This window comes from Kineococcus auxinigenes (genome assembly GCF_050871525.1).
GTDB lineage: Bacteria > Actinomycetota > Actinomycetes > Actinomycetales > Kineococcaceae > Kineococcus.
This window is the reverse complement of sequence record NZ_JBKBCT010000058.1, coordinates 1-24,677: the sequence shown is the minus strand read 5'-3', so window position 1 is coordinate 24,677 and position 24,677 is coordinate 1. Positions and strand designations below refer to the sequence as shown.

Annotated in this window: 23 protein-coding genes and 1 tRNA gene; 13 read left to right on the top strand and 11 right to left on the bottom strand. The window is 75.1% G+C overall.

Annotation, left to right across the window (positions count from 1 at the left end):
• The first annotated feature begins 220 nt into the window (after positions 1 to 220).
• The 3 genes from ACRYR9_RS15025 to ACRYR9_RS15015 are packed head-to-tail and all read left to right on the top strand — an operon-like array spanning position 221 to position 3,212.
• Positions 221 to 1,447, top strand: coding sequence for an MFS transporter (locus tag ACRYR9_RS15025; protein WP_432498963.1), 1,227 nt, complete (start codon positions 221 to 223; stop codon positions 1,445 to 1,447).
• Positions 1,440 to 1,922 (top strand): GNAT family N-acetyltransferase, encoded by a 483-nt coding sequence (locus ACRYR9_RS15020; protein WP_432498966.1) that lies wholly within the window; start codon positions 1,440 to 1,442, stop codon positions 1,920 to 1,922. Before ACRYR9_RS15025 ends, ACRYR9_RS15020 begins: the two co-directional genes overlap by 8 nt.
• A gap of 42 nt (positions 1,923 to 1,964) precedes the next feature.
• The gene (locus ACRYR9_RS15015) at positions 1,965 to 3,212 is read left to right on the top strand and encodes an Nramp family divalent metal transporter (RefSeq protein WP_432498969.1); all 1,248 of its coding nucleotides are present in this window, start codon (positions 1,965 to 1,967) and stop codon (positions 3,210 to 3,212) included.
• A 99-nt stretch (positions 3,213 to 3,311) separates the two neighbouring features.
• Here the strand turns inward: ACRYR9_RS15015 and ACRYR9_RS15010 are convergent, their stop codons facing one another.
• The 4 genes from ACRYR9_RS15010 to ACRYR9_RS14995 form a co-directional block, all read right to left on the bottom strand.
• Complete coding sequence (locus tag ACRYR9_RS15010; protein ID WP_432497684.1) at positions 3,312 to 5,117, bottom strand: S9 family peptidase; 1,806 nt, start codon at positions 5,115 to 5,117, stop codon at positions 3,312 to 3,314.
• A 36-nt stretch (positions 5,118 to 5,153) separates the two neighbouring features.
• Entirely contained in the window at positions 5,154 to 6,179 is a 1,026-nt protein-coding gene (locus tag ACRYR9_RS15005) for a hemolysin family protein (RefSeq protein WP_432497687.1), read from the bottom strand.
• Positions 6,176 to 7,603 carry a hemolysin family protein gene (locus ACRYR9_RS15000; protein WP_432497690.1) on the bottom strand — a complete coding sequence of 476 codons (1,428 nt, stop codon included), beginning with the start codon at positions 7,601 to 7,603 and terminating at the stop codon, positions 6,176 to 6,178. Before ACRYR9_RS15000 ends, ACRYR9_RS15005 begins: the two co-directional genes overlap by 4 nt.
• A gap of 138 nt (positions 7,604 to 7,741) precedes the next feature.
• Positions 7,742 to 8,506 (bottom strand): YqjF family protein, encoded by a 765-nt coding sequence (locus tag ACRYR9_RS14995; protein ID WP_432497693.1) that lies wholly within the window; start codon positions 8,504 to 8,506, stop codon positions 7,742 to 7,744.
• Between the two features lie 125 nt (positions 8,507 to 8,631).
• Between ACRYR9_RS14995 and ACRYR9_RS14990 the strand changes: the two genes are divergently transcribed.
• Positions 8,632 to 9,564: an ATP-binding protein gene (locus ACRYR9_RS14990; protein ID WP_432497695.1), complete on the top strand. Its 933-nt coding sequence runs from the start codon at positions 8,632 to 8,634 to the stop codon at positions 9,562 to 9,564.
• Positions 9,565 to 9,584: 20 nt separating this feature from the next.
• Here ACRYR9_RS14990 and ACRYR9_RS14985 read toward each other — a convergent pair whose 3' ends face one another.
• Positions 9,585 to 10,235 carry an ANTAR domain-containing protein gene (locus ACRYR9_RS14985; protein WP_432497722.1) on the bottom strand — a complete coding sequence of 217 codons (651 nt, stop codon included), beginning with the start codon at positions 10,233 to 10,235 and terminating at the stop codon, positions 9,585 to 9,587.
• Positions 10,145 to 10,927, bottom strand: coding sequence for a GTPase (locus ACRYR9_RS14980; protein WP_432497724.1), 783 nt, complete (start codon positions 10,925 to 10,927; stop codon positions 10,145 to 10,147). Before ACRYR9_RS14980 ends, ACRYR9_RS14985 begins: the two co-directional genes overlap by 91 nt.
• A 669-nt stretch (positions 10,928 to 11,596) precedes the next feature.
• Here ACRYR9_RS14980 and ACRYR9_RS14975 point away from each other — a divergent pair.
• From ACRYR9_RS14975 to ACRYR9_RS14950, 6 genes are all read left to right on the top strand, one after another.
• Positions 11,597 to 12,574, top strand: a complete 978-nt coding sequence (locus ACRYR9_RS14975) for an SDR family oxidoreductase (protein ID WP_432497697.1) — start codon at positions 11,597 to 11,599, stop codon at positions 12,572 to 12,574.
• A gap of 61 nt (positions 12,575 to 12,635) precedes the next feature.
• Positions 12,636 to 13,016, top strand: a complete 381-nt coding sequence (locus ACRYR9_RS14970; protein ID WP_432497700.1) for a hypothetical protein — start codon at positions 12,636 to 12,638, stop codon at positions 13,014 to 13,016.
• Between the two features lie 30 nt (positions 13,017 to 13,046).
• The gene (locus ACRYR9_RS14965; protein ID WP_432497702.1) at positions 13,047 to 14,393 is read left to right on the top strand and encodes a DUF2254 domain-containing protein; all 1,347 of its coding nucleotides are present in this window, start codon (positions 13,047 to 13,049) and stop codon (positions 14,391 to 14,393) included.
• Positions 14,394 to 14,458: 65 nt separating this feature from the next.
• Positions 14,459 to 16,900 carry a putative bifunctional diguanylate cyclase/phosphodiesterase gene (locus tag ACRYR9_RS14960; protein ID WP_432497705.1) on the top strand — a complete coding sequence of 814 codons (2,442 nt, stop codon included), beginning with the start codon at positions 14,459 to 14,461 and terminating at the stop codon, positions 16,898 to 16,900.
• Positions 16,901 to 16,991: 91 nt separating this feature from the next.
• Entirely contained in the window at positions 16,992 to 17,426 is a 435-nt protein-coding gene (locus ACRYR9_RS14955; RefSeq protein ID WP_432497707.1) for a hypothetical protein, read from the top strand.
• Positions 17,423 to 17,734 (top strand): transcriptional regulator, encoded by a 312-nt coding sequence (locus ACRYR9_RS14950; RefSeq protein ID WP_432497710.1) that lies wholly within the window; start codon positions 17,423 to 17,425, stop codon positions 17,732 to 17,734. Before ACRYR9_RS14955 ends, ACRYR9_RS14950 begins: the two co-directional genes overlap by 4 nt.
• Positions 17,735 to 17,827: 93 nt before the next feature.
• Here the strand turns inward: ACRYR9_RS14950 and ACRYR9_RS14945 are convergent, their stop codons facing one another.
• From ACRYR9_RS14945 to ACRYR9_RS14935, 3 genes are all read right to left on the bottom strand, one after another.
• Positions 17,828 to 19,684 (bottom strand): SpoIIE family protein phosphatase, encoded by a 1,857-nt coding sequence (locus tag ACRYR9_RS14945; protein ID WP_432497713.1) that lies wholly within the window; start codon positions 19,682 to 19,684, stop codon positions 17,828 to 17,830.
• A gap of 224 nt (positions 19,685 to 19,908) precedes the next feature.
• Entirely contained in the window at positions 19,909 to 20,160 is a 252-nt protein-coding gene (locus ACRYR9_RS14940) for a Txe/YoeB family addiction module toxin (RefSeq protein ID WP_432497715.1), read from the bottom strand.
• Positions 20,157 to 20,429 (bottom strand): type II toxin-antitoxin system Phd/YefM family antitoxin, encoded by a 273-nt coding sequence (locus ACRYR9_RS14935; RefSeq protein WP_432497718.1) that lies wholly within the window; start codon positions 20,427 to 20,429, stop codon positions 20,157 to 20,159. Before ACRYR9_RS14935 ends, ACRYR9_RS14940 begins: the two co-directional genes overlap by 4 nt.
• A gap of 519 nt (positions 20,430 to 20,948) precedes the next feature.
• Here ACRYR9_RS14935 and ACRYR9_RS14930 point away from each other — a divergent pair.
• Together ACRYR9_RS14930 and ACRYR9_RS14925 are read left to right on the top strand one after the other, a co-directional pair.
• Complete coding sequence (locus ACRYR9_RS14930; RefSeq protein ID WP_432497720.1) at positions 20,949 to 21,302, top strand: YciI family protein; 354 nt, start codon at positions 20,949 to 20,951, stop codon at positions 21,300 to 21,302.
• 61 nt (positions 21,303 to 21,363) lie between these two features.
• Positions 21,364 to 22,602 (top strand): RNA polymerase sigma factor, encoded by a 1,239-nt coding sequence (locus tag ACRYR9_RS14925; RefSeq protein ID WP_432497727.1) that lies wholly within the window; start codon positions 21,364 to 21,366, stop codon positions 22,600 to 22,602.
• 398 nt (positions 22,603 to 23,000) lie between these two features.
• On the opposite strand, the gene ACRYR9_RS14920 is transcribed toward ACRYR9_RS14925, so the two are convergent.
• Both ACRYR9_RS14920 and ACRYR9_RS14915 read right to left on the bottom strand, forming a co-directional pair.
• Positions 23,001 to 23,077: transfer RNA gene (locus ACRYR9_RS14920), tRNA-Pro, on the bottom strand.
• A gap of 75 nt (positions 23,078 to 23,152) precedes the next feature.
• A complete protein-coding gene (locus ACRYR9_RS14915) occupies positions 23,153 to 24,073 on the bottom strand; it encodes a metallophosphoesterase (protein ID WP_432499163.1) in 921 nt (306 codons plus the stop codon).
• A 63-nt stretch (positions 24,074 to 24,136) separates the two neighbouring features.
• On the opposite strand from ACRYR9_RS14915, the gene ACRYR9_RS14910 reads away from it, so the two are divergent.
• Positions 24,137 to 24,610 carry a GatB/YqeY domain-containing protein gene (locus tag ACRYR9_RS14910; protein ID WP_432499166.1) on the top strand — a complete coding sequence of 158 codons (474 nt, stop codon included), beginning with the start codon at positions 24,137 to 24,139 and terminating at the stop codon, positions 24,608 to 24,610.
• The last annotated feature ends 67 nt before the right edge of the window (positions 24,611 to 24,677 follow it).

Below are 24,677 nucleotides of genomic sequence, written 5' to 3'. Positions count from 1 at the left end.
CGCAACCGCCCCCGCCACGGCGAGCAGCACCCCCCCACACCCCCCGCACCCCCCCCGCCCCCGACACCCCGGGTGGGCCCGGGGCCGTCGTGCGTCCGGGGGCGGGACACGCCGGGCGATGGGGGTCCCGGCGCCGCGGTGGGCGATGATCGGTGCGTCGACCAGGCGACGGAGCACTCGACACCCCACCCGCACCGCACCTCCAGGAAGAAGCACCACCGTGCCCCTCGCCCTCCTCGCCCTGGCCGTCGGCGCCTTCGGCATCGGGACCACCGAGTTCGTGTCCATGGGGCTGCTGCCCCAGGTGGCCGGGACGTTCGGCGTGTCCATCCCGCTGGCCGGCTGGATCATCACCTCCTACGCCCTGGGCGTCGTCGTCGGCGCGCCGACCCTGACCGCGCTGACCCACTCCCGCCCCCGCCGGCAGGTCCTCATCGGCCTCATGGTGCTGTTCACCGCCGGGCACGTCGCCACCGCGCTCGCCCCGACCTTCGCGACCCTCGTGGGCGCGCGGTTCCTCACCGGCCTGGCGCACGGCGCGTTCTTCGGCGCCGCCGCCGTCGTGGCGCGCGCCCTGGCCCCCGCCGGGAAGGAGGGGCGCGCGATGTCCCTGGTGTTCGCGGGCCTGACGGTGGCGAACGTCGTGGGCGTGCCGCTGGGCACGTCGGTGGGCCAGCAGTTCGGCTGGCGCCTGACGTACGCGCTGGTCGGGCTCATCGGCCTGGTCACCCTCGCCGCGCTCGCCGCGCTCGTGCCGCAGGTGCGCACCGGCAGCGGCTCGCTGCGCACCGAGCTGTCCGCCTTCCGCCGCGGGCAGGTGTGGCTGACGCTGCTCGTCACGGTCATCGGGTTCGGCGGGCTGTTCACCGTCCTGAGCTACGTCTCCCCGCTGCTGACGGAGGTCTCCGGCCTGGCGGAGTCGTCGGTGTCGTGGGTGCTGGTGCTGTTCGGCCTGGGCGCGACCGCGGGGAACCTGCTCGGCGGACGCCTGGCCGACTGGTCGGTGCAGCACACCCTGGTCATGGGGATGTCCGGTCTCGTCGTGGTGTACCTGGTGCTGTTCGCGGTCGCCTCCTCGCCCGTGGCGGCGGCCGCCGGGGTGTTCGCGTTCGCGTTCGTGGCGTTCTCGATGTCCTCGGCGATCCAGACGCGCGGCATCGTCGCGGCCGGCGGCGGGGCGAGCATGGCCTCGGCCGCCATGCAGGCCGCGTTCAACACCGGCAACGCGATGGGCGCGTTCCTCGGCGGGACCGTCATCGACGCGGGCTTCGGCTACGCCTCCCCGGCGCTGGTCGCCGCGGGGCTGTCCGTGGTGGGCCTGGCGGTGCTGGCGGTCGCCGCCCGCGCCGACGCCACCGGCCGCGCACCGCTGGACCCGGCCGTGGCCGCGGTGCCGGCGCAGCGCCGCCGGGCGGTGGCGCAGCAGACGGAGGACGCCGGTGCCTGAGCGCACGGGCACCGGGCGCGGCGTGGTGGAGGTCGTCACGGCCGAGCGCGGCGACGCCCGGCTGGAGGCGCTGCTGGTCGAGGCGGTCGACGAGCTGCTGCGCCGCTACCCCACGGGCAGCCGGGACGAGTACCACCTGGCCCCGGGCACCCGGTTCCTGCTGGGGCTGCTGGACGGCGAGCCGGCCGGCTGCATCGCGCAGGCCGACGCCGACCCGGAGGAGTTCGCGGGCGGCGTGGACATGAAGCGGGTGTTCGTGCGGGAGGCGGCCCGCGGGCGCGGGGTCGCCCGGCGCCTCGTGGGGGCGTTCGAGGACCTGGCCCGCCAGCGCGGTGCGCGGCGGGTGCGCCTGGAGACGGGGACGGCGCAGCCGGAAGCGGTGGCGCTCTACACGGCGCTGGGGTACGAACGGATCCCGTCGTTCGGGCAGTGGGCGGACAGCCCGCTGTGCCTGTGCTTCGCGAAGGAGCTCTGACCTCGGGTTTCGGTGCGCCGAAACCGTCGGTACGGTCACCCCGTGACCACCGACGCGCGCCCGGCCGAGCAGGAGAACACCCGCACGCCCCGCTCGGGGCTGCTGCGCCTGCTCGGCCCCGCGTTCGTCGCGGCCGTCGCCTACGTCGACCCCGGCAACGTCGCCGCGAACCTCACCGCGGGCGCCCGCTACGGGTACCTGCTGCTGTGGGTGCTCGTCGCCGCCAACGCCATGGCGGTGCTCGTGCAGTACCTGTCCGCCAAGCTCAGCGTCGTCTCCGGGAGCACCCTGCCCGAGCTGCTGCGCGAGCGCCTGGGCACTCCCGCCCGCCTGGCGTACTGGGGGCAGGCCGAGCTCGTGGCGATCGCCACCGACCTCGCCGAGGTCATCGGCGGCGCCGTCGCCCTGCACCTGCTGTTCGGCACCCCGCTGCTGGCGGGGGGCGTCATCACCGGCGCGGCGTCCCTGCTGCTGCTGGCCCTGCACAACCGGGCGGGCGTGCGGTGGTTCGAGGCGGCGGTGGTGGCTCTGCTGCTCGTGGTGGTCGCCGGGTTCGTCTCCGGCGTCGTGCTCGCCCCGCCGGACGCGGCCGAGGCGGCCGCCGGGCTGGTGCCGCGCTTCGCCGGGGCCGACACGGTCCTGCTGGCCGCGAGCATGCTCGGCGCCACCGTCATGCCGCACGCCATCTACCTGCACTCGGCGATGGCCCGCGACCACCACGGCGACGTCGCCGCCGACCGCACGCGCCGCGTGCTGCGCGCCACCCGCCTCGACGTCGTCGGCGCGCTCGTCCTGGCGGGCGTCGTGAACATCTCCATGCTGCTGCTGGCCGCGTCCGCGCTGCGGGGGGTGGCGGGCACCGACACCCTCGAGGGCGCGCACGCCGCCGTGCTGGACCACCTCGGCACGGGCGCGGCGCTGCTGTTCGCGATCGGGCTGCTGGCCTCCGGGCTGGCCTCGACGTCCGTGGGCGCCTACGCGGGATCGGTGATCATGCAGGGGCTGCTGCGCGTGCACGTGCCGCTGCTGACGCGCCGGGCGATCACGCTGATCCCCGCACTGGTGTGCCTGGGGGCGGGGGTGGACCCGACCCGCGCGCTCGTGGTCAGCCAGGTGGTGCTGAGCTTCGGCATCCCGTTCGCGCTGGTGCCGCTGGTGCGGCTGACCAGCGACCGCGCGCTGATGGGCGAGCACGTCAACCGCACCGGCACGCGGGTGGCGGCGGGCGTGGCCGTCACCCTGGTCGTGGCCCTGAACGCCGCCCTGCTCTACCTGACCTTCACCGGCTGACCCCCCTCCCCGCGGTGATCTTGCACGGTTGAGAGCTCAACCGTGCAAGATCACCGGGGAGGGCGGGAGGGAGGGAGGGGCGGGTGGGAGGGGATGGGGTCAAGGGAGGTGGCGGCGGACGAAGTCCAGCTCGACGCGCATCTGGCGCACCCGCTCGTCGTCCAGCAGGGAACCGTGGCCCGCGTCGTAGCGGTACGTCTCGTGCACCGCGCCGAGCGCCTCCAACCGCGCCAGGTAGTTCTCGATCTGCCGGATCGGGCAGCGCGGGTCGTTCTGCCCGGCCAGCACCAGCACCGGCGCGCGCACCGCGTCGACGTACGTGATGGGCGAGGCGTCCTCGTACTTGCCCGGCACCTGCTGCGGCGAACCGCCGAACAGGGAGCGGTCGAACGCCTTCAGCCCCTCCATCTCGTCCTCGTAGGCGGCGACGTAGTCCGCCACCGGCACCGCGGCCAGCCCCACCGCCCAGCGCTGCGGCTGCGTGCCCAGCCCCAGCAGCGTGAGGTACCCGCCCCAGGAAGCGCCCGCCAGCACCAGGCGCCGCGGGTCGGCGACGCCGGCGGCGACGAGGTGGTCGGCGACGGCGGCCACGTCGGCGAGCTCGGTGTGCCCGACCCGCGCCTCCAGCGCGTCGCGCCACACCGACCCGTACCCGGTGGAGCCGCGGTAGTTCACCTGCACGACGGCGAAACCCTCGTCCACCCACGTCGAGGGGTAGGCGCGGAAGGCGTCGGTGTCGTGGGCGGTGGGGCCGCCGTGGACCTCCACCACCAGCGGCAGCGGCCCCTGCGCCCCCGCCGGCAGGCGCAGCAGCGCGTGCACGCGCCCGCCGTCGCCGTCCACCCAGACGTCCTGCACGGGCACCGACTCCGGGGCGGGCTCACCGGGCGCGCGCAGCAGCACGTCCCCGGCCAGGGTCCGCACCGCCGGCGGGCGCTGCGCCGAGGACCACACCAGCCACACGTCGCCGTCGGGGCGGGCGGTGGCGGCGCCGACGCTGCCCTCGCGCGGGCCGATCGCCTCGACGTGGCCGGTGGTCAGGTCCACGCGGTGCAGCAGGGTGCGGGCGTGGTGGTCCACCAGCACCACCAGGCCGCGCCCGTCGCGGGTCCACTCCGCACCGGCCACCTCCCCCGGCACGCCGAGCACGACGGGGGTCTCCTCGCCGGTGGTGACGTCCAGGACGAGCAGCTCGGCGCGACCGGCGCGCTCGTGCTCCACGAGCAGGCGCGCGTCGCCGGGCACGGGCGAGAACGCGATCGGCGAGACGCCCTTGCCGGGGCCGTCGGACAGCTCGCGCACCACCGCGCCGTCGGCCAGGCGCAGCACCCGCAGGTCCGGGTGGCGCGAGTCGCCGTGCTCGGACTGCGAGATCGCCACCAGTTCCTCGTCGGGCGACAGGTCGGCCACCCAGGCGTCCTCGCGGTGCGCGTAGAGCACCCGCGCGGCACCGCCCGGGCCGGGGACGACGTGGACGCGGGTGCCGTTCTCGTCGTCGCTGCCGCCGGCGACGACGACGCCGCTGCGCCCGATCGCCAGGCCCGCCGGGTAGGCGGCGGGCAGGCCGAGGGGGTCCTCGACGCCCTCGCCGGGCCCGGAGCCGAACGGCTGGCGCCGCCACACCCCGAACTCGTCGCCGGCGGTGTCGTCGAACCACCAGACGAACTCCCCCGCCGGGTCGATCGTGGCGCTGGAGGTGCCCTCGGGGCGCTCGGTGGCGCGGTGCAGGTCACCGGTGGCGGCGGCGAAGGAGTGCACCTCCAGCACGCCGTGCACGGTGGCCGTCACGACGCAGCGCCCGGGCGCGTCCTCGGCCCACTCCGGCAGGCCGACCCGGCCGGCGCGGAAGCGCCGCTCCCAGACGGGGACCTCGGGGACGGGGGTTGGCGGGGCCGCTTCGCTCACCCGGCCGATCGTGCCACGCCCCCGCCCCCGGGCGACTCAGGCCGGCGCCGCCGCCGGCAGCAGGCGGCGCAGCACGTCGGCGAGGGTGACGACGCCGTGGACGGTGCCCTCACCCGTGCCGTCGTCGGTGACGACGGCGAGGTGGTTGCGGGTCTCGCGCATCGCCGTGAGCGCCGCGTGCACGGTGGTGCCCGCGGCGAGCGTGAACACCGGCCGGGCGAACGGGGCCGCGGGGGTGCCGTCCGGTTCGGTGAGGGTGTCGCGCACGTGCGCGACCCCGGTGACGCGCTCGGGGGCGCCGACGAGGACGCGCAGGTGCCCGGTGCGCCGGGTGACCTCGCGCACCTGGCCCGCGGTCGCGGTCGGCGGCACCACCGCCAGCGGCGCACCGGGCCGCAGCAGCTCGCGCACCGTCATGCGCTCCAGCTCCAGGGCGCCGGACAGCTGCGCGGAGAACCGCGCGTCGAGGGCGCCGACGTTCGCGGAGTGCTCCAGCAGGTGCCGCAGCGCGTCGGGGCTGTGCCCGGCGGCGACCTCACCGGTCGGCTCGGCACCGGCCCGGCGCACGAGCACGTCGGCCGCGGAGTTCAGCAGGACCAGCAGGGGCCGGAAGACCCGCATGAAGACGCGCATGGGGATCGCCAGGAGCAGCGCGGAGCGCTCGGGGTGGGCGATGGCCCAGGACTTCGGGGCCATCTCCCCGACCACGAGGTGGACGAAGGTGACGACGAACAGGGCGAGCACGAAACCCAGGACGTCGGCGGCCACCAGGGGCAGGCCGGCGCTCTCGAACAGCGGGGTCAGCCAGTGGTGCACGGCCGGTTTGCTGATCGCGCCGAGGGCGAGCGTGCAGGCGGTGATGCCGAGCTGGGAACCGGCCAGCAGCACCGTCAGCTCCGAGGAGCTGCGCAGCGCGGCCCGGCCCGCCGCGGTGCCGGCGGCGTCCTCCAGGCGGTGCCGCTTGGCGGCCAGCAGGGCGAACTCGACCGCCACGAAGAACGCGCTCAGCGCGACGATCAGGACGGTCGCCGGGACGACGACCCACGGGTCGTCACTGCTCATCGGAGGCTCTCCTGGTCGGTGGTGCGGTCGGTGGTGCGGTCGGTGGTGCGGTTCGTGGTGGTGACGGCGCCCGGTTCGCCGGGCAGCTCCAGGCGCACCCGGGAGGGCACGTGCCGCTCGACGGCGAGGACCCGCACCCGCAGCAGGCGGGGTCCGGCGTCCTCGTCGCGGTCGAGGTCCGCCGGGTCGGCGGGCAGCTCGACGTCCAGCGCGGCGCCCGGCTGCGGCAGTCCGCCGTGGGCGGCGATGACGAGGCCGGCGATCGTCTCGTAGTCGCCGCGCGGCAGGTCCACGCCGAGGGACCGCTCGACCTCGTCGACGTGCACCTCGCCGGACATCTCCCACACGCCGTCACCCTCGACGGGCACGTACTCGGGGCGGGTGTCGTCGTGCTCGTCGGTGATCTCCCCGACGAGCTCCTCGGCGAGGTCCTCCACCGTGACGACGCCGGCGAAGCCGCCGTGCTCGTCGACGGCGCAGGCGAGCTGGTTCCGGGTCTCGCCGAGCTGGCGCAGCACGTCCGGCAGCGTGGTGAAGGTGGACACGACCAGCGGCGGGCGCGTGATCGCGGTGACCGGGGCGGTGTCGGGCTCGGTGGTGGCGAGCAGGTCGGCCAGGTGCACGACCCCGACGACGTCCCCGCTGCCGGCGGCGACGACGGGGTAGCGCGAGTGGCCGACCGCCATGAGCGCCCGCACCAGGCCCACGTCGTCGGTGTCGGTGACGACGTCCACCCGGGAGCGCGGGATCATGGCGTGCTCCACGTCGCGCTGCGGGAAGTCGAGGATGCGGTCCAGCAGCACGGCCAGGTCCGCCGGCAGGTCGCCGCTCTCGCGGGACTCCTCGACGATGTGCTCCAGGTCGCGCGCGGTCGCGGCGTGCTCCACGTCGTGGACCGGCTCGATGCGCAGCGCGCGCAGCAGCTGGTTGGACGCCTGGTCGAAGATCCAGACGAGCCAGCCGAGCGCCTTGAGGTAGAGCAGGGTGGAGCGGGCCAGCCGGGTGGCCACCGGCGTCGGCCGGGCGATGGCGTAGTTCTTCGGGAAGAGCTCGCCGAAGAGCATCTGCACGACCGTGGAGAACACCAGCGCCAGGACCGCGCCGGTCCCGACGCTGACGGCGGTGGGGACGCCGACGCCGCCGAGCAGGGCGCCGAGGGAGTCGCCGATCAACGGCTCGGCGACGTACCCGACGAGCAGGCCGGTGACGGTGATGCCCAGCTGCGCCCCGGAGAGCATGAAGGAGGTGCGGCGGGTGACCGACAGCGCCCGGCGCGCGCCGGCATCGCCGGCCTCGGCGCGGGCGTTCAGCTCGGAGCGGTCCACCGACATGTAGGCGAACTCCTGGGCCACGAAGTAGCCGGTGACCACGGTGATCGCGAGGACCACGAGGACGCCCAGGAGGAGGGTGAGCACGTCCGTCACCGGGTGCGCACCCCCTCGGTGGAGCGGGGGCGCGCGGGGCGCGCGGTGACGGGGCAGGTACTCGGGGGATCGTCGGAACTGTCGTCGCGCACGGCGGCGGCGGTCCTCTCCTGTTCTCGGGGGCGGCTGTCCCCCGGCTCAACGGACGGGTGCGGGGGCGGGTTCCGCTGGCAGTGCCCGCGGCAGCGCGAACCGGGTGGTGACCCGGCGGGCGAAGGCGACGTGGTCGGGGGCGCGGCCGGCGAGGTCCCCGAACCCGGCGGCGCCCAGCAGCCCGTCGTCCAGCTCGAGGAGTTCCGCGCTGCGCAGCGGCCACGGCTCGTGCTCGTTGGCGATCCAGCGGGTGCGCCCGGACCGGGCGACGTGCAGGCCGTAGCGGGCGCTGACGAACGTGGCGACGTCGTCGGGCGCGCGCAGCGGTGCGCCCTCGCGCACCGCGACGCGGCTGGTGGCGCCGGCGCGGGTGCGGCACGTCCACAGCAGTTCGCGGGCGCCGCCGCGCACCCGCACGGCGTGGCGCATGAGCGACCAGCGGTACGGCAGGGCGAACACGGCCCGGGCGCCGAGGACCACCGCCAGCCGGGAGGCGTCGAGGCTGGCGAACACGACGCCGCGCCGGCCGGCGTCGTCGACGGAGTAGAACCGCACGTTCGTCTCCAGGAAGGTGCCCAGGTGCGGCACCGCGGGCAGGGTTCCCGGGGCGGCCCCGCGCAGCGTGAACGGCAGCAGCCCCACGTACGTGCGCCCGTCCAGGACGTCGGGGCGCGCACCGGGCGGCAGGTGCGGGGCGACGAGGGCGGGGTCCACGGCCCAGTGCAGGAACGCGATGTCGTCCCAGTGCTGGTGCATCATCACCGCGCCCTCCAGGGGGGCGGCGGTGGGCGGGGGCAGGCGGTCGATCACCCCTCCAGGGTGGCGCCGGTCGCGCCCGGCGGCACGAGCACCCCGCACTCCACTCTCGGTCACCAGGTATGGACGTTGTGTCATTGCCCTCTAGAGTGCGTCGGGGACCGCGGAGGGGGGCGCACGTGCTGGACGACGACCGGGTCCTGCCGCTGCCCGCGGAGGCCGGCAGCGCCGCCCGCGCCCGCCGCCACGTCCGCCGCGCCCTGGCCGGGGAGGTGCCGGACGAGGTCGTCGCCGACGCCGAGGTCTGCGCCAGCGAGCTCGTCACCAACGCGGTGCTGCACGGTGGCGGCACCGTCCTGCTGACCGTGCGCGTCACCGCCGCGGTCGTGCGCCTGGAGGTCGCCGACGCCTCCCCCGTCACGCCGCAGTGGGTGCCGCACAGCCTCACCGCCGCCACGGGACGCGGCCTGCCCCTGATCACCACCCTCACCGTCGCGCGCGGCACCGACGCGCACGGCGGCGGCAAGACCGTCTGGTGCGAGCTGAGCACCACCCCGGCGCCCCCGGACGACGCGGACGGCGGCTCCCCGCTGGCGGCGGAGTGGGCCTCGGTCCTGGCCGAGCTCACCGGCTCCGGGCCCACCGCCCCGGACCCCACCGAGGGGCCGCCGGTGCGCCTGCTGCGCTACCCGCTGCGCCGCGGCGTGCGCCTGCGCGAGCACCGCGAGGCGGTGCTGCGGGAGCTGCGGCTGCTGGGCCTGGCGCACACCCCGGCGGACCCCGGTGCGGCGGGTCTGGCCGACGAGGTCACGGCCATGCTGGAGGCGGAGTACGGCGGCCACCTCAACGCCGCGGAGACGCGCAAGGTCGCCGCCCTGGCCGCCGGGCTGGAGTGCGTGGACCTGGAGTACGAGCGCCGCCCGGGACACCTGGAGCAGGTGCAGCGCTGGCGCACCCGCATGGCGGAGCTGGACCGGCTGGGCCGTGCCGCGCACCTGCTCACCACGGGCGAACCGCCCGACGTGGCGGAACTGTCCGCCTGGGTCCTCGACGAGTTCGACCGGCAGCTGCGCGGCGGGGAACCCCGCCCCTGGGAGGGCCCGCTGGACTGACCCTCGGTGCGTGCTGCGGCTCAGGCCCGGGCGGCGCGCTCGACGATCTCGGTGGCGATCTCACGCAGCTTGCGGTTGGCGTGCTGCGAGCGGCGCACCATGTGCTGGAACGCCTCCTCCGGGGTGCAGTGCAAGCTGGCGACCAGCACGCCCTTGGCCTGCTCGATCACCGCCCGCGACTGCAACGCGATCTGCAGGTTGGTGCTCAACGCCACCGCCGAGGCGTACAGGGAGTGGTTCGCCAGCGCGATGGCCGCGTACCCGGCGAAGATCTGCAGCAGCTCCACCGCGTCGGCGTCCAGGACGGCGTCGTCGAAGCGGTACACGTTCAGCCCGCCCACGATGCGCTGCGGCATCGGCATGCCCACCGAGACGCTGCTGCGCACCCCCTGCCGCGCGGCGATCGCGGCGAAGTCGGGGTAGGTCTCCTCCGCGGCGGTGTCGTCGATGCGGATGACCTGCCCGGACTGCGCCGCGTCGATGCACGGGCCGAAACCGGCGGCGTACTGCCGCTCGTCCAGGGAAGCGGCCAGCGCGCCGGTGAAGGCGGCGCTGCGGCCCTTGTCGCCTTCGAGCAAGGTCACCGAGACCTCCTCGGCGCCGGGCACGCAGGCGGTGGCCAGCTCGGCCACGCGCTTGAGGACCTCCCCCAGGGGGGTTTCACCGACCACGAGGGCGCCCAGCTCGGCGAAGGCCTGCTGCGGCTCGATCGTGGCCTCGGGCGGGGTGCGCCGGGGCGGCCGCACCTGCGCGCCCGGCCCCTGGCCGGCTGCGGGGGTGTGCGCGCGGCGCGGGACGCCGTCGGAACCACCGGTGCTGCCGGCGTCGAGGGTGCCGTCGGCGCCCAGGGTGACGCCGCGCTCAGAGGTGCCGGAAGGGTCTGGGGTGCTGGACGGGGTGGGCACGGCGGTCTCCTCCGCTCGGGGAACGGAGACCGGGCGGCACCCGGGCTTCGCGACGGCTCCCGTTCCCGCGGGCGCGGGTACGGGCTCCTGCGAGAACTGGGTTCCAACCCGGACCGTCGCGGTGCCCCGCCCGCTCGGCGGGGTGCTGCGACGGTGGCGCAGCACCTCCGATGGTAGCCCCCCGACCCCGCCCCCCCCTGCACGAGCCGGGGCGCGGGCGGGGCCCAGCAGCCGACCGCCCCGGGCGTGGTGGAGCGGAAGGCGTCGACGAGCTGGTGGGGCAGGTCGCGGACGAAACCGACGGTGTCGGTGAGGGTGCAGGTGGAGCTGCCGTCGCCGACCCGGCGGACCGTGGGGTCCAGCGTGGCGAACAGGACGCCCTGGACGAGCACGTCGCTGCCGGTGAGGCGGTTGAGCAGAGCGGACTCGCCGGCGTCGGTGCAACCGGTGACGGCCACGGACGGGACTTCGTCGCGGGAGCGGCGGGCGCGAGTGCGCTGCCTGCGCGGGGCGATCTGCTGGGTCTGCTCGCGCAGGTTCGCCGCACGCCGGTGCGCCCCTCGGGGGTGCGGAACTGACCCGGGCTCAGCTCATCGTCGGCGATGACCAGGTCCTGCCCCCTGCTCCCCCGGGGCATCGACGGCCACCAGCACCGCCCGTGCCGTCCGCCCCCCGGTCGGCGTTCTCGCGCGCCCCTCGCCCGCTGCGTCCTCTGCGGCGCGTCCCAGCAACCACGTCCCGGGCATCTCGCCTCCCAGCCGAACGCACGTCCCCCGACCGCGGCCGGTGCGGGGTTCCGGCAGCCTGCACGTGCACCGCCGTGCTCGGTCGCACCACCCCGGATCCACGTGCCGGTGTGCGGTCCGCTGCCCACCCGGTTGCCGCCTCATCCGCTCGGTGGTGGAATGCTCGGGCAACGCGGCCGGACCTTCAGCGCGTCGATCGCTGAGGACCGTCGAGCCGTGTTCACGCGGTCGAGTCCACGGCTGCTCCGCGCACGGCGTGAGCGGTGCGACCGCTGAGCCGGCGGACGCACGAGGTGCTTCCCGCCCTCGTCCCCGCCGTCAGGCCCCATTCGCGGCCGGCGCCTCCGCTCTCCCCGGAACCACCGTGAGTGAGGACCCTCCATGACCAAACCCATCGCAGACCAGGTCGTCGTCGTGCTCGGCGCGTCCAGCGGCATCGGCCGCGCGACCGCACTGGCGTTCGCCCGCCGGGGAGCCGCTGTCGTGTGCGCTTCCCGTGGGACGCAGGCGCTGCAGACGCTGGTCGACGAGATCACGGGTGCGGGTGGGAAGGCGGTGGCCGTGACGGCGGACATCACCCTCCCCGAGGACCTGCAGGCCCTGGTGGCCGCGGCTGAGAACACGTACGGGCGCATCGACACCTGGGTGACGATGGCCGGGGTCAGCGTCTACGGCACGATCGCGCAGACCCCGCTGGAGGACTTCCGGCGCGTGACGGAGGTCAACTTCCTCGGTCACGTCGCCGCGGCCAAGGTGGCGGTGCCCGCTCTGGAGCGAGCCGGTGGAGGTGTCCTGGTCGGGATGGCCTCGGTCGAGGGTGTCCGCTCCCTGCCGATGCACGCCCCCTACACCGCCTCGAAGTTCGCCGTCCGCTCGTTCTACGACGCGCTGCGCGTGGAACTGGCGCAGGAGGGTGCACCGGTGTCGGTGAGCACCATCCTGCCCGCGGGGATCGGAACCCCGTTCTGGGAGCACTCGCGCAACCACACCGCGAACCTCACCAAGCCGCCGCCGCCGGTCTACGCCCCCGAACTCGTCGCCGACGTGATCGTGCGGATGGCCCGGCACCCGCGGCGCCAGGTCGCCGTCGGGGGCGCCTCGCTCGGCTTCCTGCTCGGGGAGAAGTTCAACCCGGCGATGACCGACCTCGCCCTGAGCCTGCTGGGCCGGCGGATGCAGACCAGCCGCCGCCCGGACGACGGGGAGGACATCCTGGACGTTCCCACCGCCGGTCCCGGGCAGGTGCACGGCGACCACGTCGGCCACCTGGTGCGGCGCGACCTCTTCACGAGCGTCGCCGAACGGTTCGTCCGCCCGGGCGAGGCGCTGCTGGCCCTCCGTTCCCGGTGGGCCCGGTGAACCGGGGCACCGCGAGGACGGCACGGCCTGCACCGGCCGGGAAACGGGAGAGGGGTCGATCGTGAGCCTGGACCCGCACGTCACGGACGAGGTGCACCTCAGCCTGGTGCCCGGTGCCGACTCGTTCGCACAGGCTCGGCGCTTCATCGGCCTGTACGCCCAGCAGAGCGGCATGCAGGAGGAGGGCGCCGACGACCTCGTGCAGGCAGCGGCGGAACTGCTGGCCGCCGGTGGGCGCGTGCACCGGGCGCTCACCGTGGCGGTGCGCGAGCACCCCGACCAGCTGACCGTCCTCGTCGACCTGGCCGGACCGGCGGTCGTCGACCTGGCGGACGACGGGGTCGTACTGCTGAACGGACTGAGCCGGCAGTGGGGCTGGCGCCGGCTGCCGGGGTGCACCCGAGTGTGGTGCGACGTGCCCAAGCAGCGGTCGACGTGCTGAACCCACCGCGCAGGGGAGTCCGCAGCAGGCATGGCTGAACGCAGGAGCACCAAGCACGTCGAGCGGTCCGGGGCGACGGTGTGGCTGTGGCCGGGCGCGGCCGGTGCCGTGGCGCTGGCCGCGGCCCTCGTGCTGGCGCAACTGCGCCCGCGGGAGTCCTCGCTGCTGTCCCGGCTGGCCTGGCCCGGCGGCGTCGACTCGGCGAGCACGATGCTGCAGGCGATCGCGGCGGCCTCCATCAGCGTCATCTCGATGACGTTCTCCCTCACCGTCGTGGCCCTGCAGCTGGCGTCGCAGCAGTTCTCCCCGCGCCTGCTGCGCGACTTCATGCGCGACCCGTGGACCAAGGCGGTCCTCGCCGTGCTGGTGGCCACGTTCGTGTTCTCCCTGACGGTGCTGCGCGGGCTGCGCCCGGACCAGCCCGCACCGGCGGGGGCGCTGTTCGTCGCGTTCGTCCTGGGCATCGCGTCCGTGGCCGCGGTGCTGGGGTTCATCCACCACCTCACCCGCCTGCTGCGCGTCGACACGATGATGCTGACCGTCCACGACGAGGCCCTGAAGGCGATCGACACGTTCTACCCCTCCCTGGACGACCCTGCGCGCCGCACCCCGCACGAGCTGCACCTGGACTGGGCCGCGGCCACCGGCATCCCCGCCACCCGCAGCGGTTTCGTGCGCCTGGTCGACGTCGAAGCCCTGGTCGGCACCGCCCGCGAGCACGACGCCGTCGTGTGGATCGACGCGCGCCCGGGCGATCACGTCGTCGCCGGAACACCCCTGGCGAGCGCGTGGGCGCCCGAGCTGGACGAGCAGGGCCGGGCGGAGCTGGCCGAGCGGGTGCGCGAGACGGTCGCCCTGGGCTACGAGCGCACCATCGAGCAGGACTCCGCCTTCGGTTTCCGCCAGCTCACCGACATCGCCGTCAAGGCCCTCTCGCCCGGCATCAACGACCCCGTCACCGCCGCGCACTGCATCGGGCACGCCAGCGACCTGCTGGTGCGCCTGACCGGCAAGCAGCTGGGTCCCACCGTGCACGAGGACGAGGACGGCACGGGGCGGGCCGTGGTGCCCGACCGGGATCTGCGCTACTACCTGGACCTGGTGTGCGGGCAGGTGCGCCGCTACGGCGAGCGGGAACCCACCGTGCTCGCGGCCCTGCTGCGCATGCTGCGCGACGTGGCCACCGCCACCCGCGACGAGGACCACCTGCGGGAGGTCGAGCGGCAGGTCCGGCTGATCCTCGCGGAGGTCCCGGAGTCGATGGTGGACGCGGACGCCGAACAGGTCCACGACCTCGCCGAGCGCGTGCGCGCCGCCGCGGCCGGGCACGTGCGCGACGCCTACCGCGACCGGGCCGGGGAGACACGCTCGATCTGAGCGGTCGATCCGACGGGGACGCCGCCGACCCGGTGCCGGGACCCCGCTGGGGCCATGATGATGACGTGCGCGCCGAAGCCCCCGGGCCGGAGGACGACCTGCTGGAGTTCGCCCAGCGCCACCACCTGCTGCGCCCGGGCGAGCGGGCGGGGGTCGTGCTGCACGACGCCGCCGGCGGGGTCGTCGCGGCGGACGCCACGGCCCAGCGGGTCCTCGGCCTGGACCTGCAGCAGTTGCAGGCCCGCACCCTCGACGACCCGCGCTGGGCGTGCGTGGACGAGGACGGGCGCCCCGTGCCGCCGCGGGACCTGCCCGCCGCCCGGGCCCTGGCCGGCGGCGAGCCGGTGCGGGTGGTCCTGGGGGTGCACCGCCGCACACCGGACGGCGCGGGTGAGCGCACCTGGCTGGAGGTGCGCTGCGAGCCGCTGCTCGGCGCCGACGGCGGCGCGCCGCGCGCTGTCCTCGCCACGGTGGGCGAGGTGGGCGGCGAGCGGGCCGTCCGGCTGCAGCTGGCCGACGCCACCCGGCTGTACCGGACGCTGGCGGAGCAGGCGGCGGACGTGGTCACGCTGCTGGGCCCCGATGCGGTGATCGGCTGGATCTCCCCCTCGGCCCGACCGGTGCTCGGCCGGCACCCCCAGGACCTCGTCGGCACGTGCCTGCTGGACCTGCTGCACCCCGACGACCGGCCCCGCGCCGAGGCCGACCTGGCCGACCTGCTGCGCCGGGGTTCCTCCGCCAGGACGCTGCGCCGCTTCACCCACGCGCAGGGGCACCTCGTCCACCTCGACACCTCCGCCAGCGTCGTCCCGGGCGAGCGCGGGGAGCCGGTGCAGCTGGCGGCGATCCTGCGCGACGTCTCCGCGCAGGTGCTCGCGGAGCAGGAACGGGACCGGGCGGTGCACCGCTTCGAGGTGGCGATGCGCTCGGCGGGGATCGGCATGGCCATCGCCGACGCCGACGGGCGCTGGCTGGAGGTGAACCAGGCGATGGCCGACCTCCTGGGCCGCAGCGTCGAGGAGGTGCTGCAGCTGGACTTCCGGGCGGTGACGGCCGAGGCGGACCGGGCCGCGGACGAGGCCGCGTTCCGGAGGGCGCTGCGCGGGGAGGCGGAGCGCGACGAGGCGGAGAAGCGCTACGTGCGCCCGGACGGCACGCTGGTGTGGGCGCGGCGCACCATGGTGCTGGTGCGCGACGCGCAGGGCCGGCCGGAGCACTTCCTCGTCCAGGTGCAGGACGTCACCGACCAGAAGCGGGCGCGCGAGCAGCTCGCCACCCTGGCCGTGACGGACACGCTCACCGGGCTGCCGAACCGGCTGCTGCTGACCGACCGCCTCACCCACGCCCTGGCGCGCGCCCAGCGCGAGGGCACCAGCGTGGGGGTCCTGTTCTGCGACCTGGACCTGTTCAAGCAGGTCAACGACACCCTCGGGCACGACGCCGGCGACGAGCTGCTGCGCCAGGTCGCGCGCCGCCTGCAGCACACCGTGCGCGAGGAGGACACCGCGGTCCGCCTGGGCGGGGACGAGTTCGTCGTGGTGTGCGAGGACGTCACCGGCGCCGGGCCGGTCCAGCGGTTCGCCGAGCGCGTCCGCCGGGTGCTGCAGGAGCCGTACCTCATCGACGACCACGAGCTGCAGATCACCGTCAGCCTCGACCTGGCCGTGGGCGACGGCCCCAGCGCCGAGGTGCTGCTGCAGCAGGCCGACGCGTCCATGTACCGGGCGAAGCACTCCGGGCGCGCGCGCGTCGAGTCCGTCGGCGGCGGTGCGGCCACCGACCACGTGGCCCTGGAGGGCGAGCTGCGCGCGGCCCTGGAGACGGACGAGCTGCTGCTGCACTACCAGCCGGTCGTCTCGCTGACCTCGGGCGTGCTGCACAAGCGCGAGGCGCTGGTGCGCTGGACCCACCCGGTGCACGGGCTGCTCCTGCCGGACGTGTTCCTGCCGCTGGCCGAGCGCGGCCGCCTCATCACGGCCCTGGGGGTGTGGGTGCTGCGCCGCGCCTGCCGCGACGCCGCGCGCTGGGAGGACCCGGTGACCGTGGCGGTGAACGTCTCGGCGCGGCAGCTGGCGCGCGCCGACTTCCCCGACCAGGTGCGCCACGCCCTGGAGGAGGCCGGTCTTCCCGCCGACCGGCTCTGCCTGGAGATCACCGAGTCCTCCGTGCTGCAGGCCTCCGAGACGACGCTCACCTGCGCGCGCCGCCTGGTGGAGCTGGGCGTCACGCTGTCGCTGGACGACTTCGGCACCGGGCAGTCCAGCATCTCCTCCCTGCACAAGCTGACCCTGCAGGGCCTGAAGATCGACCGCTCCTTCATCGCGGACCTGCCGTCCAGCCCCCGGGTCGAGGCCCTCGTCGAGGGCCTGATCCAGCTCGGCAGCGGCATGGGGCTGGAGGTCGTCGCCGAGGGCGTGGAGACCTCCGAGCAGGCGGCCTGGCTCGCCACCCACGGCTGCCCGATGGGGCAGGGGTTCCTGTTCGGGCGGCCCGGCGCCGCCGCCTGAACCGGGGGCGGCGCGACGGGCCGCCCGGACCGATCGCTTTCCAGGTGGCGAACGGTTGCCACGGCGGAAAACATCGCGTATGGTTTCCCTCATGGAAAGCACTGGGAGCACCCCGAACCCCGCCGAGGCCCGCGCAGCGCTGGCGGACATCGAGGACGCGCAGCGGGCCGTGCGCGACACGCCCTGGCCCACCTGGATCTACCCCGTCAACGCCCTCCTGCTGGGCGGCATGGCGCTCACGTTCCTGGTCGAGGAGAACCGCACCACCTTGTTCCTCGCCGTCGCCTTCACGATCGTCGGGGTCAACATGACGACCGGGTACCGGATGGGGACCCCGTGGACCGTCCCCACGAGCCGCGGGTTCATCGCCGCCGTCGCCGCCGCGGGCGCCTGCGTCCTCGCCGCCCTCCTCGCCTCGGAGCTCACCGAGCGGGCGTGGCCGGTCGTCGCCTTCGCGGCCGCCGCCACCGCGGCCTACCTCGTCGCCGGCGTGGTGCACCGCCGCTCGACCGGGCGCCCGCAGTGAGCGCGGAGCTCGACCCCGTCATCCACCCCGCGCACCGCCTGCGCATCTGCGCGATGCTCGTCACCGGCACCACGCTGGAACTGTCGGTGGTCAAGGACCACCTCGACCTCAGCCCGTCGGCCCTCAGCAAGCAGGTCGCCGCCCTCGTCGACGCCGGGTACGTGAAGCAGGAACGCCTCGGCACCGACTCCCGCCGCGTGTGGCTGTCCATGACCCGCCAGGGCACGAAGGCGTACCGGAACCACGTCGCCGCCCTGCAGGAGATCGTCGCCGCGACGGCGGCGGATGCGGTGGACGCGCGCGGCTGACACCGCACCGGCCCTGCCCGGCGAACGCCGGCGGCCCGGAGCGGTGGCCGTCGATCGGCCCCTCCGGTCGCGAGGGCCGTGGAGATCCTCCCGCTACTGCTCGCTCAGGGGCGGAGCCGCACCGGGAGTCGCCGGCGGCAGGACCTGCGGTCCGGCCTCGGCGGGGCGGGGACCGTCCTCGGGGTGGGCCCGCAGCACGAGCAGCGCGACGTCGTCCTCGGGGGAGCCGTCGAGCTGGGCCAGCAGGGCGTCGCACAGCTCCTCGGCGCTCAGGTGGTGCAGCTGCTCCAGGGTTGTGCGCAACCACTCCAGCCCGTCCTGCAGCGGGGCGTCCCGACGTTCGACGAGCCCGTCGGTGTAGAGGACGACGGTGCTGCCCGGTTCCAGGGTCGTCGTGTGGTCGGCGCGCTCGGCGTCGGGGAGCAGACCCAGCAGCGTGTCCGGCGGGGTCTGGAGCAGCCGCGCGGTGCCGTCGGGGGCGATGAGGACCGGCGGGGGGTGCCCGGCGTTGGACCACCGCAGGGTCCGCAGCCCGGCGGCCTCCTCGGCGGGGCTCTGCTCCACCTGGGCCAGCACGGCGGTGGCGATCGCCCCGACCCCGAGGTGGTGCATGGCCCGGTCCAGCGCGGTCAGCACGACCGCGGGCGGCTCACCGAGGGCGATCGAGATGCCGCGCAGCAGGTTGCGGACCTGCCCCATGACGGCGGCGGCGTCGCGGTCGTGCCCGGCGACGTCCCCGATCACGATGGTGGTGGCCTCGGTCGGGGGGAGGAAGCAGTCGTACCAGTCGCCGCCGATCTGCGCCTCGGCCGCGGCCGGCAGGTAGCGCACGGCGATCTGCAGGTGGTCCGGTTCGAACGGCGCGGTCAGCAGGCTGCGCTGCAGCGTCTCCGACATGCGGCGCTGCTCCCCCGCCACGCGGCGTTCCTGCTCGCGGGCCTGCAGCGCGGCCAGGCTCTGGGCGCACTGCCCGGCGAAGGCCCTCATGAGCTCGAAGTCGCGGTCGGTGAAGTCCTGCGGGTCGCGCCAGCCGATCGTCAGACCACCCACCGAGCGACCCGCGGCCTGCAGCGGCAGGGAGACCCACGTGCCCAGGCCGGTGCTGGTCACGGCGTCCTCCATCTGCGGCGTGAACTCCAGGGCCGCCTCGCGGTCGCGCAGCACCACGACCTCGCCGGTGGTGGCGGCCACCACCACCGGGAGCGGGCTGTCCAGCGGCACGCGCTGGAAGGTGCGGCGCGCCCGCTCCCCCAGCGAGGAGGTCAGGGTCAGCTCCAGCGCGTCCTCCTCCGGGGTGGGCACCGCCACGGCCCCGCCGCCGGCACCGAGAACACCCAGACCGCGCCCGACGACGATGTCGGTCAGCTCCGCGACGCTCTGCGCGCCGCTCAACTGCAGCGCCACCTGCACCGTGCCGGCCAGCCGCTCCGCCAGCACCGCCTCGGTGGTCAGCGCCGCCCGCAGCTCCTGCCCGCGCACGTACAGGTCCGCCTCGGCCCGGTACCGGTCCTCGGGGTCGTCGTAGAGGTCGACACCGGAGTCGAAGCGCTGCGCCTGCCGCTCGGTGACGTAGTCGGTGACGTCCTCCGCCCGGTGCAGCAGGAGCACCACCTGCCCGGCGTCGTCCAGCACCGGGGCGTTCACCGTGCTCCACCAGTAGGGGCGGAACACCCCGTCCGGGCCGGCGACGTCGTACTTCTGCAACGGCATCGTGTCCGGCCGGCCGGCCCGCAGCACCCGGCGCAGCGACGCCTCCAGGTTCGCCGTCGCGTGGGTCGCCGGGTCGTCCGGGTTGTCGGGGAAGACGTCGAACACCCGCCGGCCGATGAGCTCGTGGCGCGGGCGCCCGGACGACTCCAGGAAGGCGCGGTTGACCGCCACGAACCGCAGGTCCGTGTCCAGCACCGCGTAGGACGTGGGGAGGACGTCGAAGATGGCGGTCAGGTCCACGTGCGAAACGTCCGGCACCCGCTGCATCCCGTTCCTCGCTGGAAACCGGGCTCTGCGCCCGCCCGACATCGTAGGGGCCACCGGGATACGGTCGCCGCCGCTAGCGCAGCGGGTGGAGGTCACTGCGGGGTGCAGTGCACACGGGGAGGGGCCCGGTACCGCACTCACGGTGTGGCGCGGCGGTGAGCCTGGTCCGCGCCTCGGATGCCGATCGACGAGGCGGTTCAGTAGCGGTAGCGCGCCTGGTGGACGACCACGCAGCCGTCGACGACCTCGTAGACGAGCCGGTGCTCGTCGGTGATCCGCCGCGACCACGACCCGGCCAGGTCACCGGAGAGCCGTTCAGGCTTGCCGATCCCCTGGCCGGCGTCGCGCCACGACTCCTCGATCATGCGGTTGATCTTCTGCAGCGTCTTGCGGTCGGCGCTCCAGCTGCAGCAGTCCTCCCAGCCGTGGGAGGTGAACGCGACCTTCACCCCTCGGTGGGCGCGGTGGCGCCGGGCTCGACGAGGTCGTGCTGCTGCGCTCCCCCGCTGCGGGCCTCGGCGAGGCTCTCACGCAGACGCTGGGCGTTGCGGGGAGAGCGCAGCAGGTAGACCGTCTCGCGCAGGGACAGGTACTCGTCCTCGGAGACGAGGTAGGCCGTCCCCTTCTTGGACGTGATCTCCACGGCGGCCTGGTCGTCGTTGACCTGCTCGATGAGCGGGAAGAGACGCGCCCGAGCTTCGCTGGCGGTGATGGCCATGACCTCTCCATCGGCTAGTGGTACGAGAAAACGTACCGCTGTTCGCGCTACGCGCACAGCATCGGGAGAGTCACGCAGTCGGTCGCGCACACGACGAAGGCCCGGCAGCACGCCTCACGGCGCCGGGCCTCTCGTGCTGGTCGGGGTGACAGGATGTGAAGCTGCGGCACCTTCGTCCCGAAGCTCGGCCGACGCGCGGGCGGCGTCCGCCATGCACGACGCGGCGTCGCTGAGCTCGAGCAGAGCATCCGCGCAGGAAGTCGAACAGCCGGGGGACCCCGGCGGACGGCCGACAGGGTGTCAGGGGACTCGACGTCGGCGTCGGGGTGAGGACGCCAGGGGCTCGCCAGACGGCTGCGAGGATCCTGCAGGCTGCGCACGGAGGAAGCCGGTGGCAGCGCGTTGCAGCAAGTGTGATCCAGATCACGCCCCCGTCGTGGCCGGGGTTGTCGATCCTGGCTGCCCACCGCGTCGTGGATGCAGCGGGCCCGGGAGGGGCCCCCGACGAGAGGAACGACGATGCCGCAGTACCTGCTCCTCATCCACGAGGAGGAGTCCACCTACGCCGCCATGGGCCCCGACGAGATGGCGCAGGTCATGGCCGCCCACGAGGAGTTCACCGCCCGCAACGCCGCGGCGATCCTGGGCGGCGAGGCCCTGGAGTCCACCGCCACCGCGACGACCGTGCGCGGTGACGGCGACGGCCGGTACACCGTCACCGACGGCCCCTTCGCGGAGACGAAGGAGGCCCTGGGCGGGTACTACGTCGTCGAGGCCGCCGACCTCGACGAGGCCGTCTCCCTGGCGCGGCAGGTCCCGGTGGCCCCCGGTGCCGGCTGCGTCGAGGTCCGCCCCGTCATGACGTTCGGCTGAGCCGGCGGTGGGCACGGCGGTGGGCACGGTGGTGAGCGGCGGGGTGACCGGCGGGGCCCCCGTGCCCGTGGCGGTCGCCGCCGCCGTCGCCGAGGCGCACCGCCGCGAGTGGGCCCGCGTGCTCGCCGCGGCGGTGCGCGTCACCCGCAACCTCGACCTCGCTGAGGAGTGCGTGCAGGACTCGTACACCGCCGCCCTCACCGCGTGGGCGGCCACCGGGATCCCCGCCCGCCCCGGCGCCTGGCTCACCACCGCCGCGACCCGCCGCGGCCTCGACCTGCAGCGCCGTGCCGCCACGGCCCGGCGGGCGCTGCCGATGCTGCTGCCCGAGCAGGTGGAGCCAGTGCCCGGGGAGTGCGACGGCGAGGAGTTCCCCGACGACCGGCTCCGGCTGGTGTTCACCTGCTGCCACCCCGCGCTCGCCCCCGACACCCGGGTGGCGCTCACCCTGCGGCTGGTGTGCGGGCTGAGCACCGCGGAGGTGGCGCGGGCGTTCCTCGTGGCCGAGCCCACGATGGCCGCGCGCATCACCCGCGGCAAGAAGAAGATCGCCGCCGCGGGCATCCCGTACCGGGTCCCGTCGGCCGCGGAACTGCCCGAGCGGGTGGGCGCGGCCCTCACCGTCGTGCACCTGCTGTTCACCACCGGGCACGCCGCCCCCGCCGGCGACGACCTCGTGCGCCGCGACCTCGTCGAACGCGCCCTGGACCTCGTGCGGATGCTGCGGGAACTGCTGCCCGGCGACCCCGGTGTGGCGGGGCTGCTCGCGCTGGTCCTGCTCACCGACGCCCGCCGCGAGACCCGCACCGGCGACGACGGCAGGCTGCTGCTGCTGTCCGAGCAGGACCGTTCCCGGTGGGACCGCTCCGCCGTCACCGAGGGCGTCGCGCTGGTCCGGGAGGCGTTGCGGCACAGGCCACCTGGACGGTTCGCGCTGATGGCCGCCATCGCCGCCGTGCACGCCGAGTCGCCATCGTGGGCGGACACCGACTGGCGCGAGGTCGTGGGCCTGTACGACCTGCTCGTGCAGGTGTGGCCCTCACCCGTGGTGGCGCTCAACCGGGCCGTCGCGGTGGGTTTCGCCGACGGCCCGGAGGCGGGGCTCGCGGCGCTGGAACCTCTCGCCGCCGAACCCCGGCTCGCCGGGTACAGCTACCTCGCCGCCGCCCGGGCCGACCTGCTGCGGCGCCTGGGCCGCACCCGTGAGGCCCGCGACGCCTACACCGAGGCGCTGCTGCTGACGGGGAACTCCGTGGAGCGGGAGTTCCTCACCGGCAGGCTGGCCGAACTCGGCGGCTGACGGGATCCCGCAGCCCAGGCAGGGCGGACGCGACGCGAGCTCGACGAGGCCTTCCCGCACCTGCGGGACGGCGCCCACGCGCGTCCACCCGTGGCCCACCCGCTGGAACACACCGAGCAGCACCGGCCACGCCGCCTCCAGGACTCCGCCGGCCGCCCCGGCCCGCCCGCCGTCCCCGCGCTGCTTCGACGACGACCGCGTGCTCCGCGGTGGGCCCGAGGACGGTGGCGAGACGGACCGGCTGGTCACCGCTGACCTGCTCGATGCAGCGCACCGTGGCGAGCACGGGCTCCCGCGGCGGTGATGGCCGTGCCCCCTCCTCCGGGACAGTCGCCCCGGTCGGTCCCGCACACGACGAAGGCCCGGCACCGCTTCTCGCGGTGGCGGGCCTCTCGTGCTGGTCGGGGTGTCAGGTTTTGAACCTGCGGGCTCTTCGTCCCGAACGAAGCGCGCTACCAAGCTGCGCCACACCCCGTGAGCAACCTGGACAAGAGTACCCGACGCACGGGGGTGCCCCGCACCAGGTTCCCCCGCCCAGGTGAGGGCCGCCTCAGCGCACCGGCACGAGCTCCAGCAGCGTCGCCTCCGGCCGGCACGCGAGGCGGAACGGCGAGTACGGCGAGGTGCCCAGGCCCGCGGACACGTGCAGCCACGCGTCGTGCCCGCCCGCCGACCAGCGCGACAGGCCCTTGACCTGCTCGCGCGGCAGGTCGCAGTTCGTCACCAGCGCCCCGTACCCGGGCACGCACACCTGCCCGCCGTGGGTGTGCCCGGCGACGATCAGCTCCACCCCGTCCGACGTCATCGCGTCCAGGGTCCGCCGGTACGGGGCGTGCGTGATGCCGACCGTCAGGTCCGCGTCGGCCGCGGCGGGCCCGGCGACGTCCTCGTAGCGGTCGTAGCGCAGGTGCGGGTCGTCCACGCCCACCAGCTCCAGGTCCACGTCCCGCACCGTCAGGCGGGTGCGGGCGTTGTCCAGGTCCAGCCAGCCGGCGTCCGTGAAGCCGCGCACCAGGTCGTCCGTGGGCAGGCGGGTGCCGTCCATGTCGTCCGGCCCCGACTTGCGCCACAGGTACGCCGCCCAGTTGCGCGGCTCGGGGGCCCAGTAGTCGTTGGAGCCCAGGACGAACACCCCGGGGCGCTGCAGCAGCCCCGCGTACGTGTCCAGGACGGCGGGCACCGCCTCCATGTCGGCCAGGTTGTCGCCCGTCGTCACCACCAGGTCCGGCTCCAGGTCCGCCAGGCGCCGCACCCACTCCCGCTTGGCCCGCTGGCTCGGCACCAGGTGCAGGTCCGACAGGTGCAGCACCCGCAGCGGCGCGCGCCCCACCGGCAGCACCGGCACCACGGCGTGGCGCAACGTGAAGGCCCGCACCTCGTACCCGGCGGCGTAGCCCACGACGGCCGCTCCGGACAGGGCGAGGGCCCCCGCGGTGAGGGCGGCGGGCTTCAGGACGCTGTGCTGCGGCATCGGCCCATCCTGGCACCGCCCGCCGCGGGGAACCCGCTGGACGCCGGTGGGAGGATCCCTCCCGTGAGCCAGACCCTCAAGGACACCCTGCAGTCCGACCTGACCACCGCCATGAAGGCCCGCGACGAGCTGCGCTCGGCGACCCTGCGGATGGTCCTGACCGCGATCCGCGGCGAGGAGGTCGCCGGCAAGTCCGCGCGCACCCTCGGCGACGACGAGGTCATCACCGTGCTGCAGCGCGAGGCGAAGAAGCGCCGCGAGGCCGCCGAGGCGTACGACGCCGCCGGCCGCACCGAGCAGGCCGCGCGCGAGCGCGACGAGCTCGGCGTCGTCGAGACGTACCTGCCGACCCCGCTGACCGACGAGGAGCTGGACGAGCTCGTCGACGAGGCCGTCCTCATCGCCTCCGGGGAGGGCCTGACCGGAACGGGCGCCATGGGCGCCGTCATGTCCCGCCTCAAGCCGCAGGTCGCCGGCCGCGCCGACGGCAAGCGCCTGTCCACCGCCGTCAGGGCCCGCCTGAACCCCCCTGCCTGAACGCCCTGCCTGAACGCCTGCGCAGCACCCGGGAACGGCGGAGGGGGTGGGTCCACCCGGACCCACC

Bases quoted from the DNA above. Each gene is read 5' to 3' on its own strand.
- ACRYR9_RS15005 (WP_432497687.1), bottom strand. From the start codon at position 6,179: ATGAGCAGTGACGACCCGTGGGTCGTCGTCCCGGCGACCGTCCTGATC.
- ACRYR9_RS14975 (WP_432497697.1), top strand. From the start codon at position 11,597: ATGACCAAACCCATCGCAGACCAGGTCGTCGTCGTGCTCGGCGCGTCC.
- ACRYR9_RS14965 (WP_432497702.1), top strand. From the start codon at position 13,047: ATGGCTGAACGCAGGAGCACCAAGCACGTCGAGCGGTCCGGGGCGACG.
- ACRYR9_RS14955 (WP_432497707.1), top strand. From the start codon at position 16,992: ATGGAAAGCACTGGGAGCACCCCGAACCCCGCCGAGGCCCGCGCAGCG.
- ACRYR9_RS14935 (WP_432497718.1), bottom strand. From the start codon at position 20,429: ATGGCCATCACCGCCAGCGAAGCTCGGGCGCGTCTCTTCCCGCTCATC.
- ACRYR9_RS14930 (WP_432497720.1), top strand. From the start codon at position 20,949: ATGCCGCAGTACCTGCTCCTCATCCACGAGGAGGAGTCCACCTACGCC.
- ACRYR9_RS14915 (WP_432499163.1), bottom strand. From the start codon at position 24,073: ATGCCGCAGCACAGCGTCCTGAAGCCCGCCGCCCTCACCGCGGGGGCC.